Source organism: Chryseobacterium sp. MEBOG06 (assembly GCF_021869765.1).
Taxonomy (GTDB): Bacteria; Bacteroidota; Bacteroidia; order Flavobacteriales; family Weeksellaceae; genus Chryseobacterium.
The window spans coordinates 3,018,555-3,030,972 of sequence record NZ_CP084580.1 but is presented as its reverse complement, the minus strand read 5'-3'; the positions used below and the strand labels follow the sequence as shown (position 1 = coordinate 3,030,972).

The 12,418-nt window shown below is 35.2% G+C and carries 11 protein-coding genes; 9 read left to right on the top strand and 2 right to left on the bottom strand.

Annotated elements, in window-relative coordinates; all coding sequences use genetic code 11:
• The first annotated feature begins 476 nt into the window (after nucleotides 1-476).
• The 8 genes from LF887_RS13865 (at nucleotide 477) to LF887_RS13830 (ending at nucleotide 10,056) form a co-directional block, all read left to right on the top strand.
• Nucleotides 477-1,601, top strand: coding sequence for a hypothetical protein (locus LF887_RS13865; RefSeq protein ID WP_236854830.1), 1,125 nt, complete (start codon nucleotides 477-479; stop codon nucleotides 1,599-1,601).
• A gap of 726 nt (nucleotides 1,602-2,327) precedes the next feature.
• Nucleotides 2,328-3,107 carry a Ku protein gene (locus tag LF887_RS13860; RefSeq protein WP_236854828.1) on the top strand — a complete coding sequence of 260 codons (780 nt, stop codon included), beginning with the start codon at nucleotides 2,328-2,330 and terminating at the stop codon, nucleotides 3,105-3,107.
• Between the two features lie 17 nt (nucleotides 3,108-3,124).
• Entirely contained in the window at nucleotides 3,125-3,736 is a 612-nt protein-coding gene (locus LF887_RS13855) for a DNA polymerase ligase N-terminal domain-containing protein (RefSeq protein ID WP_236854827.1), read from the top strand.
• Between the two features lie 65 nt (nucleotides 3,737-3,801).
• On the top strand, nucleotides 3,802-5,673 hold the full coding sequence (ligD, locus tag LF887_RS13850; RefSeq protein WP_236854825.1) for a DNA ligase D: 1,872 nt from the start codon (nucleotides 3,802-3,804) through the stop codon (nucleotides 5,671-5,673).
• Nucleotides 5,674-6,101: 428 nt separating this feature from the next.
• On the top strand, nucleotides 6,102-6,962 hold the full coding sequence (locus tag LF887_RS13845; RefSeq protein ID WP_236854823.1) for an AraC family transcriptional regulator: 861 nt from the start codon (nucleotides 6,102-6,104) through the stop codon (nucleotides 6,960-6,962).
• Nucleotides 6,963-7,043: 81 nt separating this feature from the next.
• Entirely contained in the window at nucleotides 7,044-7,850 is an 807-nt protein-coding gene (locus tag LF887_RS13840; protein WP_236854821.1) for an inositol monophosphatase family protein, read from the top strand.
• A 1-nt stretch (nucleotide 7,851) separates the two neighbouring features.
• Nucleotides 7,852-8,478, top strand: coding sequence for an NAD(P)-dependent oxidoreductase (locus LF887_RS13835; RefSeq protein ID WP_236854820.1), 627 nt, complete (start codon nucleotides 7,852-7,854; stop codon nucleotides 8,476-8,478).
• Nucleotides 8,479-9,399: 921 nt separating this feature from the next.
• A complete protein-coding gene (locus LF887_RS13830) occupies nucleotides 9,400-10,056 on the top strand; it encodes a hypothetical protein (RefSeq protein ID WP_236854818.1) in 657 nt (218 codons plus the stop codon).
• 110 nt (nucleotides 10,057-10,166) lie between these two features.
• On the opposite strand, the gene LF887_RS13825 is transcribed toward LF887_RS13830, so the two are convergent.
• Both LF887_RS13825 and LF887_RS13820 read right to left on the bottom strand, forming a co-directional pair.
• Complete coding sequence (locus tag LF887_RS13825) at nucleotides 10,167-10,637, bottom strand: hypothetical protein (protein WP_236854816.1); 471 nt, start codon at nucleotides 10,635-10,637, stop codon at nucleotides 10,167-10,169.
• 168 nt (nucleotides 10,638-10,805) lie between these two features.
• Nucleotides 10,806-11,099 carry a helix-turn-helix domain-containing protein gene (locus tag LF887_RS13820; protein WP_236854815.1) on the bottom strand — a complete coding sequence of 98 codons (294 nt, stop codon included), beginning with the start codon at nucleotides 11,097-11,099 and terminating at the stop codon, nucleotides 10,806-10,808.
• A gap of 639 nt (nucleotides 11,100-11,738) precedes the next feature.
• On the opposite strand from LF887_RS13820, the gene LF887_RS13815 reads away from it, so the two are divergent.
• Entirely contained in the window at nucleotides 11,739-12,263 is a 525-nt protein-coding gene (locus LF887_RS13815; RefSeq protein WP_236854813.1) for a hypothetical protein, read from the top strand.
• The last annotated feature ends 155 nt before the right edge of the window (nucleotides 12,264-12,418 follow it).

The following is a 12,418-nucleotide window of genomic DNA, read 5'->3' as shown; positions in this document are numbered from 1 at the left end:
AAGGGGCTTTTTTTATGAATACCCCCGAAAATAGCTCTGGCTAAAGATTATGTGGAGGATTTTCAAAGACTTTCTCAAACGCATTTATATTTATAAAATCATAATTGATGAGTGTGTATTACAAATTCTGCAATCCTTAAGGATTATATTTCATAAGTTTCATTGTTGTTGGCAGCTTGAATATTTTTAAAGGAGTTTTTAATCATATTCTTGTTTTTGGAATATTTGACTTATACTATTAAACCACACGAAAGGATTCGTGTGGCAGCAGGGCTTCGCAACGAACGTGAAGAAACAAAACTCGATATAACCTTTATTATATACTAATGTTCGCCACTGTTGGAATTTAAATTTGTGGATATCTTTCCACAATACCATAAATGTATTTCCACAATAATAGAAGAATCCCACGATAGATATTAAAATACCTTTGCTGGTGTGTTAATAATATCAATTAGTATAATAAATAGGAATAAATGATTAAAATTTATGCAAAATTATGTTTGGCAGTGTTAGCTTTAAGTCCAGCTATTATCTTTGCTCAGGCAGGAAATGTTGGTGTTAATACAGCAAATCCAGGTTCTACAATGGATATTAACGGATCACTGGCCGCAAATTATAAAGCAGTGACAACTTCTTATAATTTAACATCGTCAGATTTCCATATTTCATATGGTGGTACCGCTGATACAGTATTCAGCTTACCTGTTTCCATTAGTGGAGATGGGAACTTCAAAGGGAGAATTTACAGAATTAAAAACAACTCAAACTTTAAAATCACTGTAAATGCTGCTGCTCCGGAAACAATTAACGGCAACATCAGTATTTCGGTACCAGCCAATCAAAGTGTTGAGCTTGTCAGTACAGGACTTTCCGGAGCAAATTCTACCTGGGAAATTCTTTCAATGGGAACAATTGTTAATAACAATATGACGGCAAGTAACGGCCTCACTGTATCCGGTACAGATGTAAAACTGGGTGGAACCCTTTCACAAGCTTCTGATATCGCAACAGCAGGCAATAATCTAAGTATCAGTGGTACAGGAAAAGTGCTTGTAGGAACCAATGCCGTACCGGCGGGAGCAGCAAGTGCAAAAATTGTGATTGATAACGGAACTACCAATGGTGCTCTTCAGATTAAGGACGGAACCCAGCAATTGGGATATGTACTGACAAGTGACGCAAATGGTTTGGCAACATGGTCATCCACCGTTACTACAGCATTTGCCAATAACTGGACACCATACGCCGGAACATTGGTAAATCCTTATACTGGAGGGATAGGAGCTGCCGGATTGAATACAGGAGTTCAGGTGACTATCCCCGCAAAGGGCTGGTACTTTTTCCGATGTGGAATTGCCATCAATTCTGACTGCAATGATTACTTTTTCTATATCAATGGAATTGGTGACGTGTGGAGAAGCTATTGTGGATCAAACACTGCGGCATTCATATTTCCGAGAGATCAAAATAGGGTGTTATATTTCGCTGTACCGGGCACCTATAATGTCTTAGCTGGTAAAACAAATGGAATTGTACCGGTATCCTTCAACGCAGGAAATCCTTCTTTTTATCTGGATTTTGTAAAGTTTCAAAATTAATTTTTTATCGCTATAATAAGTTCAGTGATTCTAAAAACACATAATAGAGTAGTAGTGCAAGGAGTAAAACCTTGCACTGTTTTATTAGTATAAATATTATCTGCAGCACGCCAGTATGCAGCTTCAGCTGTTCTTAGTTTTGAATTCTGTAGAATACCCCGCGCGATTGTATTGTGTGGTTTTTATTTTCAAAGACTTTCTCAAAAGCTTTTATCTGTATAAAATCATAATTGATGAGTGGGTATTACAAACTACACAATCTTTAAGGATTTTATTTCATAAGTTTTATTGTTGTTGGCTGGTTGAATATTTTTAAAGGAGTTGTAATCATATTCTTGTTTTTAGAATATTTGATTTATAATATTATACCACAAGAAAGGATTCGTGCGGCAGCGGGGTGTAATTATTTTCCCTGAATCTTTTAAAAGTTTTTAATTCCAAGTATGCTGATAATTGAATTGCTGCATTTTCTACGTAAAGAAATTTTTAATTACGGATTTTTCAACTTTCTCAATAAAAAAAGGTTTTTTTCAAATATTCATTTTGAATCAAAGTGTTCTTTTAATTTATTTTTTCACACAAACTTTTCGGTTATTGATGCCTATCTCATCCATTTTACTTTTTCGTAAGAGATACAAATAATGCGCTAAGAGAAAATGATGGAATATTTATTGCACAATTGAAGGTGTGTTTGTCGAATTATTTATTTAACTAAAAACCATCATTATGCGAGCAATTTGGAACGGCGCTATAGGGTTCGGACTAGTCAATATTCCCATCAAATTATATTCAGCAACGGATTCAAGCACGCTTGATCTGGATATGTTGGACAGCAAGGATTTAAGTAACATTAGATTCAAACGTGTTAATGAAAAGACAGGAAAAGAAGTAGTTTGGGAAAATATTGTAAAAGGGTATAAAATCGAAGATAAATACATCGTCCTGAATGATGAAGATTTTGAAGCCGCAAGTCCTGAGAAATCTAAAGTTCTAAGTATTTCTCAATTTGTAAAAGAAGCAGAAATTGATCCTGCACTTTTTGAAACACCTTATTTTCTGGAACCTCAGAAGAATGGAGAAGGCGCTTATAAATTATTACTAAAGGCTTTAACCAAAACTAAAATGGCCGGCATTGGTTCATTTGTATTGAGAGAACGGGAGATTCTCTGTCTCATTCGTCCTTATGAAGATAAAATATTAATGGTCAATAGAATGCGTTATCCTGAAGAGATGAGGGACTTTGGAGATTTGAAAATTCCTTCTGGCAGTGCTCCAAAACTCGCTGAATTGAAAATGGCGGAACAGCTGATCAAATCTTTGGCAACAACTTTTGAACCTGCAAAATATAAAGATACTTATCATGCAGACCTTTTGAAAATTATCAAACAAAAAGCAAAAGGTAAAAAGATAAAAATAGCTGCAGTTAAAGAACCTGAAGGTAAAGCAATTGACCTTATGGCAATGCTTAAGGCAAGTCTGGAAAAAGGAAAGAAGAAAGCAGGATAATATTTAAAAATTTAAAGATGGCTTTAGAAGATTATAATAAAAAACGAAATTTCAAAGAAACTTCTGAACCGGAAGGTAAAGAAAAAGCGAGCGCAAAGAAGTTGAAGTTTGTCATTCAAAGACATGCTGCTTCGAGGCTTCATTATGACTTTCGTCTTGAGATGGAAGGCGTTTTAAAAAGCTGGGCAGTTCCAAAAGGTCCGTCGCTGAATCCTTCTGATAAACGATTGGCAATGATGGTAGAAGATCATCCATATTCCTACAGAACATTTGAAGGCTCTATTCCAAAAGGAAATTATGGCGCAGGTGAAGTCGAGATCTGGGATGAGGGAACTTATGAGCCTATCGAAAAAGTGAACGGTAAGACGGACGATCTGATAATGAGAGCGGAACTTCATAAACAATCCCTGAAATTCATTCTTCACGGTAAAAAACTAAAGGGAGAATTCGCATTGGTGAAAATAAAAAATTCTAAAGACGAAAATGCTTGGCTGCTTATCAAACATAAAGATAAATTTGCTGTTGATGAAAACTATGATGCCGAAGACCATACTTTAAAAACATCCAAAGTAACTGCTTATCTCGAAGAGAAAGAGAGTAAAAAAAAAATAACTCATCCGAAAGTCTAAAGCATTATAAAAACTACGCACCCGCACTTTCCAGTGAAAAAAAGTGGTCAGAATTTATCAAACCTATGCTTTGCAAAGTCTCTGATAAAGCATTTAATAGCAAAGATTGGGCATTTGAAATTAAATGGGACGGCTATCGTGCCATTGCAGATCTAACCAAAGACGAACTCCGGTTATATTCTCGAAATGGTATCGATTTTTCTCAGAAATTCAAAAAAATAACGAATTCACTTAATTTGCAGGAACATCCAATGATTCTTGATGGTGAGATTGTCGCTTATGACGATAAAGGAAGGCCTAATTTCCAATGGCTCCAAAGAATTGGTGATAATCCTAATCTTGTATTGACCTTTCAGGTTTTTGATCTGTTGTGGCTGAACGGTCATTCGACAGAAAATTTATCGTACCTGCAAAGAAAGGAATTGTTAAAAGATGCTCTGATGGAAAATGAGATTATCAAATACAGTGATCACATTTTAGAAAATGGCAGAGATTTTTTTCAAGCGGCGAAAGATATGGGATTGGAGGGAATTGTAGCAAAAAAAACGGATAGCCTTTACAAAGAGAATCTCCGAAGTTCCGAATGGCTGAAAATCAAAATCCATAAGAGCGATGAAGCCGTCATCTGCGGTTTTACAGAACCAAAAGGCTCAAGGAAAAAATTGGGGGCATTGATACTGGGGAAATATCTGAATGGAGAAATGGTTTTCTGTGGTCATACCGGAGGTGGTTTTAATGACAAATCACTTTCTGATATCTACGATGAAATGCAGCCTTTAATTGAGAAAAATTCAGTGTTCAAAATAACTCCCAAAACGAATACTAAAGCCACTTGGATAAAACCCAAACTGGTTGCTGAAATCAAATTTTCAGAACTAACGAAAGACAGTATTTACAGGCATCCGATTTTTTTGAGACTTCGGGATGACATCAATCCTAAGGATGTAAAATTTAATTCTGAAAATCCATCAAAAAATGAGAATATGAAAAAGACTGAACCTAAAAAGAGAACCGGAAAAGAAGATGTGATAAAAAAAATTGGAAAGCAGGAACTGAAATTGACCAATCAAAACAAAATCTATTTTCCGGAAGACGACATTACGAAAAGTGATGTGATTGACTTCTACCAAAGTATTTCAAAATATATTCTGCCTCATCTTAAAGACAGACCACAATCTATGAACCGTTATCCTAACGGTATAAAAGGCTTAAGTTTCTTTCAAAAAGATGCTGCGGAAGAGACACCGGAATGGATAGAAACACAAAAAGTTTTTTCTGAAAGCTCTGATAAGTATATCAATTATATCATTTGCAATGATAAAGAAACTTTGGCTTATCTCAATAATCTCGGCTGCATTGAACTTAATATCTGGACAAGTAAAATCAAAAAAGCAGACAATCCGGATTATCTCGTTCTTGATCTTGATCCGTCAGAAAAAAATTCTTTTGAGGATGTCATTGAAACTGCTCATGCGGTGAAAGAAGTTCTGGATCTTGCGGGAGTTGACGGTTATCCTAAAACGTCAGGCAGTTCAGGGATTCATGTTTATATCCCGATGAATGCAAAATACTCGTATGATCAAGTTAAAGATTTTGGACATCTGCTGATGCAGATCGTTCAGAAAAAATTACCGGATTTAACCACTTTGGAAAGGAGCCTGCAGAAAAGAGATAAGAATAAAATTTATCTTGATTATCTTCAAAATAGGAGAGGACAGACTCTGGCAAGTGTTTACAGTCTCCGTCCGAAAGATGGGGCGCCAGTCAGTATGCCGTTACAATGGGAAGAAGTTAAAAATGGACTGAAACCCACAGATTTTAACATTCATAATGCTTTAGAAAGATTGAAAGATAAAGGCGATATTTTTAAACCTGTTTTGGGTAAAGGAATCGATATGTTGAAAGCTATTAGAACATTAGAAGGTTTATTTAAGTAAATCGCCACCTATTGTCTCTTGAAATTATTTCAAATTTTACGAAACTAAATTATGAACCGGTTTAAACTTTTTAAAGAAAGAGTTTAGCAATTTTATTTAAATCTTCAATAGAAGTGTTCGGAAAATTAACCGCTGCGGCCACACAAAGGAAAAAGCATTCCTAAAAATACTTTTTCCTTTTTTTATTTTATAATCTGTTGTTAATCAGTATTGTCTGAGCGAGGGCTGAGTTTAAGTTAATAATTTTACCTTATGGTCTTTCAGCTAAGGCTTTACTAATCAGAACTATTTAAAAATCATTTTGGATATAGTCCAATGAAAATTTTGTAGCATATATAAAACTTCCTCTATCTTCATTGAACGTTTTAATCTTTATTTTTGTAACCAGTAAATAAGGCATTATATTTATATGCTATAATTTAAAAATCTTGAAAAATAAAAACCATATTATTAAACAATATGAACTTTCGGCTCAGGCAAAGGCGGGCGTTATTATTGTAAATATGGAAGATAAAGACGCTGGTGAACACGACATCTCTAAACCTCACCGGGACAATCATTGCCAATTAATGTTAGCCATTGATGGTCAATTCAAATTAAATATTGATTTTGAAAATGTTGAATTTACCAAACCTGCAATACTTTTTGTATTTCCGGAAGAGGTTCATCATATTATAGAAGTAAAAGATCCAAAGGGATGGATGATGAGTTTTGATCCGTCATTAATTAATACAGAAGTTCTACAGCTTTTAGAAAATAAAATTGATAATCCGCTTTTGCTTGAACAAGGATCGGATTTCTATCAGAAGCTTATCATATTAATGGATTTAATTGAAAAAGTACAATCACAAGAAACCAATCACTATATTCAAAAAAGTATTCATGCCTTGCTAAATAGTTTTTTAAGTCTTATTGCCGGTCAACTTGTTTCCGATTTTCCGATTAATAAAGAGAAAGAAAATCGCAGTATTATCATTAAGGAAACTTTCATAAAGCTTACAAAAGAACATTTCAAAACCTGGAAGCATCCTGCGCAGTATGCTTCGGCACTTTCTATTTCAACTGCCCATTTAAATGATACTGTAAAATTGCTAACAGGAAGCCCTGTATCGGCTCATATTCAGGAAGCTTCTATTCAGGAAGCAAAAAGGTTACTATACTTTACAGATAATACGGTTAAAGAAATTGCTTACGAGGTGGGTTACGACGAACCTGTTTATTTTGGAAAGCTCTTTAAGAAAATAACTCATCTTACCCCTATTGAATTTCGGAAAAAATTCCGTGATTAGAACTGTCTTTTCCTTTATTAAAACTATCATTAAAGGTAATTCTGCAGGTAATTTTGTATAGTAATTAATACAACAATTGACATGCAAAACGAAATTAATATCCCAATCATACTCAATGCAGTAAGAAAAGTAGGTGAGGTCTTTTTAAAAGACTATAAGCAAAATTCCATACCACAGAATATGGACGAACTTTTAAAACAATTAGAGGACATAGATATAGTTTGTCTTACTTCTTTAAAAGAAGATCTGTCTCTGGAGTTTCCCACTATACCCTGGCATGTTGGAGATGAATTTGATACCGACTCACAAAGAAATCCCGCCGCACAAAAAGAATACTGGCTTTGTGATGCCATGGATGGTGCTATACAGTATCTTCAGCATATGGCAGGATGGACAATTAATCTAGCTCTTATCCGTGATGGAAAACCTTTATTTTCTGTCATTTATGACCCATTAGCCAATGAAATGTTTTGGGCAAAAGACGGAGAGGGTGCTTTTATGAATGACAAACCACTCAAGCTTAGCCATAAAACTGATTTGGCAGTAATGCTAGCTGTTTTTGAATATGGCCATCAGGACAAATCAATGAATGATTTGAATAAAAAAATAGGTTCTACAGTTACTAAACTGCTTGATCATTTCGGAATTGTCAGAAACTACGGCCCACACGGTTTACAATTAGCTTACGTAGGTGCAGGAAGAATTGATTTGTTCATTCAGGAAGATATCGATACTTATAATTGGATTGCGGGATTGCTTATTGCCAAAGAATCTGGTGCAGAAATACTGACTTCAGCAGGAGAACCATGGAAATGGGGAAATGAAAGCTTGCTTGTTGCCCCAAAGAATATTACTGAGAAATATCTGCAAATTAAATCATCAAATTAAAATGAATATAGCAATCATAGGAGCAGGAGCCGGAATTGGGTTTGAATCTGTAATGCAGGCGCTCAAAAAAGGACATACCGTTACAGCATTATCAACAAATACAGACCAGCTTCCGGATCATCCTCAACTGATTAAAATAAATGGAAGTGCAACATCAGTCATTGACTTAAAAAAAGCTATTAAATGTTCTGATGCTGTCCTGATAACCGTTGGAACCAAAAATAAAAAAGCAACAACTCTTTTTTCCGATATAGCCAATACACTTATCAAAGTGGGCAATGAATTAAATTTCTCTTCACCAGTTTTGATCATCACTGGATTTGGAGCAGGGGAAAGTAAAGGCTATTTAAGTTTTTTTATGCGGACGGTCATTTCATTATTCCTGAAAGAGCAATATGTGAATAAAACAGTAATGGAAGAATTAATCACAAAAAGTAATTTGAAATGGGAGATCATAAGACCAGGAATGCTTACAGAAGGAGAACAAACCTCGTTCTATAAAGTATTACCTGATCTTAAAAAAGGAATGAAGGTCGGAAAAATTTCAAGAGCCAATGTTGCCCACTTCCTTATTACTGAAGCCGAAAATCCTAAAATGCTTTATCAATATGTAGCATTAACAAATTAATTACATATTTTTTATCCTTATGATAAAGGAAAAATTAATGTTAGCTTATTTTGATTATGACAGGAAGGTTCTCAACCTTGTATTTTCCCAGATTGTTTATTTGCATATCCAGTGAGCAGGTTTATATGCTTAAAAAGGCAGATTATGATTCTGCGCAACAAATTAAAATGTTTATAAAGCCTTGTCGGAAAATTAATTATAATATTATACCACACGAAAGGATTCGCACGGTAGCGGGGAGAATAAACCAAGTGTAGATTTGAAAAAGTAAGCCTTATTTCTTTGAGGAAAATAAAAAGTTTGTGAAGTAATTATTATCTTTGCTGCAGAACAGTGGCGGAAGATAGACGCTAAAGAGATTAGAATAAGCTACCCGGGTTAGGGTGGGTAAGTATAAAGTCTTAAGGGTGCACACTTAGCAGTAACCTTATGGTGTGTGAAGCAGTAACGTGCAGGATCCCTGATAAAACTTATTCGTACAGGTATCAAATCCTGTCTGTTCTATTTCAAATTTGACACCAGCAAAACATACTGAATACGACCGCCTCACCCATGAAGTGGGGCTACATTTTATAGCTTTTACACCCTTGTTTATGGAATACTTTGAGAGTGTTATTTTTGGTGAAGAAATCCAGGATTTCCGGCATTACTGTTTTCACTTCCACAATCATAACTAGCTTTCTCATCTATACCGGAAACTATCTCATAGGATAGAGAGATTGTACAAGCAAGTAGACTCAAAACAATACCTAGATATTTCTAATGGTTTTGCTAACCCCTTATTTACATAAAAAGAACCGATAGTCGGGAAAATGGAACTTTAGAGAGAATACTTTATTTTTAGTAAAAAAATAATAAAATGTAAGTTATATGTTGTAATTAGTTTTATTTGTCTATATTTAGTGGATAAACTAAATAACCATGAAAAAACTATTGCTGATAGCAGGTAGTGTATTACTGCTATCGTGTACAACCAGTGAAGAACTAGAAACTTCACTAAATCCAGAATCAAATTCAAAAGAAATTACTTCACAGAATGCTAAACCAACTGGAGCCTATCTTTTTGGAGTTGATAATGTTACATTGAAATGTAATGGGTCATCAAGTCAGTATAATCCAATTAGTGTAAATCCAAATTATCCTTATGTAAGCTCTTATGAAGTGCTTTATGGTGATCTTACTCCAATGTATGGGAGAAATCAAATCAGACTGTCAGAGTTTGTTGCCAAAAATATTTGGGGATATGGAGGTATCTTTACTAGTACCACTGAAGTTTATATTGGAAACAATGCAATGAATGATTTTAATAACTCAAATGTAATGTATAGCTATAAACAAGATTTTACAGTAAGTCAGGACGCAGATAATGCGGCTATATATGGAAGTCTGTTTGGAACTAATGGTGCTTCTATGACAAATGATGCAGCCAATACAGTTTATCATCGTTTTAAATTTGAAATAGACAATTTAATAGCTCAAAACAAAGAAATTGTAGCTGTTCATCTCTACACTGATGGTCTGCTGTGTATACCAAGTGTGAGGTTTATTAAAATGACTGTGAAAGTAAAATCATTATAAGATTCTTATAAAAGTAAAGCCCCTTAATTGGGGCTTTTTTATGTTAAATATATCTCCGGCTTTGATACCAAAGCCCATATTCTTTTGATCCGTAGAAAAGGTTTTAAAAATTAGCGCAGAAGAAGCCAGATTGAAACTCCAATGGCAGTGTAAGCAGTAACTGTAAGAATGTCAGCTATGGGCTGTGAAAAGCGCTTTTCTGCAATTCTATCGGGATTGATCTGGTTCTTATGGAATTTCAGAATCTTTTTAGGATTACGAACCGGATGGGCCACCAGACTGTCGCTTTCCCACTTGTCAACTATTATTTTATAGCTCTTGCCATCTACATCTATTCTGAAATTTTTATTAGGGGCAAGTTTCTCCTGAATATTAACTGGCGCAGGCGGTGCTTGTTGTACATTCAGGCTTGTAGCAGCTGTTGCATTTTTCATTTGTACACTAGAATTGTTTGCAAGAGCAGTACTTTTTTTAGGGTCCTGTTTACTGTCAGCCGCTGGGTCCGGTTGCTTTTTTACCTGATAAGTATAGCAGCTGGTAAGAGAAAATAATATAATGATGAGATAAAGATTCTTTTGCATTAGCCAAATTTAAGAATTAAACGGAATATTTGGTGTTTTCTTTTGAGAGATCCGTAATTTTTTGTTTTGATAATATTGTTTGGGTTTCTACTGAGCACGGTCTCTTTACTTTGAACCGATAAAAGAAAAACAAACTTTTATAGGAAGTAAGAAAAATTCAAAATCTTATCAAGATTTTTTAGATTTATCTTTTGGAACAGCAATAAGTATATTGTTATTTTTTCTATACTGATCAAAATCAAAATCCATATTAGTTATATTTAATTCAAGGCCAGCTGCTAGCGCTATTTTCACAACAGTTGACAATAAAGGAACATTTTCTTTGTTTATTAATCTGTATACCTGTTTCCTATCAACATTTGCGGCAGCAGCAAGATCGGCTAAGTCGATTTCGTTATCACTTATATATTTTTTTATATAATCTGCTACAGCAGCACAATAACTATCCTGAATATCTTTCATTAAATAAATGTGACATATTTGTCAAAAATATCATTGACAAATATGTCACAAGTCAGATATTTTTCCTACATTTGTTATAATAAGCTACAATAAATGTAGCTTTGCGATACTTCAAAGAATATTAGAAGCTATTGCTTAGAATCTCGTATCAGAAAACTGGTAATTTTTAGCACACGAGAAAATAAGCAGGAAGCTCACGACCTAGGCGTGGGTTCTCTCTTATCTGTGTGCACGGTATACCAGTACCTCTGATTCAGATATTGTAGAGTCCCATGCCGTTTTTATTTTCATGCTGTTCTGCTTTTCTACAATGCTCTTTTTCTAAGCCCGCTTTACCGTATAAAGTATCATGACGCGTTACAATGGGGTGTACAATCCGTTACGGCCTTCGGGCTTTCTGAAAAACACAAATTTTATCATAAGTTTTATTTTTTGTCTTGTATGGGTGGGAAGTCCGGCATTACAGGGCTTCCTCCCATTTTACAACCGGTAAAACGTGTAACAGAAAACAAATAGTATTAAACAAAAGTTCAGCTGCTGATATCATGAAATGTTCATGATACAGGAAGAGCTGTGTTCAATCCCTGGAATTAATGAATGATGAAAATAAATAATTACTTAATTACAAAAAACAACCGCATGAAAAATAGAAGAACAGACTTTGAAGCCCATTTTTTGGAAGATCCTAAAAAACATTCCGGAGTAGAGCTTATGGAGAATTTTTTTAAGTTCAATGAGCTGGCTGCCTCTAAAGAAAAGCTGAACAACATTACAAACTGTGCAGTAAAAGGAAATACGTGGCTAAAAGGAGATCCCTCTGCTATTTTTCACTTTCGCCAGTCGATGCAGTCGTTTATTCGTGCTGGCTATCTTATTACGCTGAAGAAAAAGAAAAGGCACGCCAGTACTCCCTTAGAAAATGTTTCTCCCTGGCTTCCCGGCCTGCTTTCTGAGAAAGAATACCGAAATCCTTTACGGGTCTTCAAAAAAGCATTTGAAGAATACAGCATCAAAGAGTTTGACTATTTTATATCCGGCATGGTCTACTTTTCACTGGGAGCCTACGGCAATATACCGGAAAGTAATATCGTCAGTCCGTACATTCATCTGACGAAAATGCTGGATGCTGCGCACCTCATTCTTGAAAGGAGAGGGAAGAGATAGATAGCTATTCTGCTGCCGAATGAAGACTTGAAAAGGGTACATGGCCTTCCAGAGGCCTGTAGGCTTGGTGGAAGAGCCTCGAGGTACTTGGTGAACGGCCTTTAGGTACTCCCGAAGGGGCTTTACCCTCTTGCATAAAGGGCTGGAGGTACTTG

Bases quoted from the DNA above. Each gene is read 5' to 3' on its own strand.
- LF887_RS13865 (WP_236854830.1), top strand. From the start codon at position 477: ATGATTAAAATTTATGCAAAATTATGTTTGGCAGTGTTAGCTTTAAGT.
- LF887_RS13860 (WP_236854828.1), top strand. From the start codon at position 2,328: ATGCGAGCAATTTGGAACGGCGCTATAGGGTTCGGACTAGTCAATATT.
- LF887_RS13855 (WP_236854827.1), top strand. From the start codon at position 3,125: ATGGCTTTAGAAGATTATAATAAAAAACGAAATTTCAAAGAAACTTCT.
- ligD (WP_236854825.1), top strand. From the start codon at position 3,802: ATGCTTTGCAAAGTCTCTGATAAAGCATTTAATAGCAAAGATTGGGCA.
- LF887_RS13840 (WP_236854821.1), top strand. From the start codon at position 7,044: ATGCAAAACGAAATTAATATCCCAATCATACTCAATGCAGTAAGAAAA.
- LF887_RS13835 (WP_236854820.1), top strand. From the start codon at position 7,852: ATGAATATAGCAATCATAGGAGCAGGAGCCGGAATTGGGTTTGAATCT.
- LF887_RS13830 (WP_236854818.1), top strand. From the start codon at position 9,400: ATGAAAAAACTATTGCTGATAGCAGGTAGTGTATTACTGCTATCGTGT.
- LF887_RS13825 (WP_236854816.1), bottom strand. From the start codon at position 10,637: ATGCAAAAGAATCTTTATCTCATCATTATATTATTTTCTCTTACCAGC.
- LF887_RS13820 (WP_236854815.1), bottom strand. From the start codon at position 11,099: ATGAAAGATATTCAGGATAGTTATTGTGCTGCTGTAGCAGATTATATA.
- LF887_RS13815 (WP_236854813.1), top strand. From the start codon at position 11,739: ATGAAAAATAGAAGAACAGACTTTGAAGCCCATTTTTTGGAAGATCCT.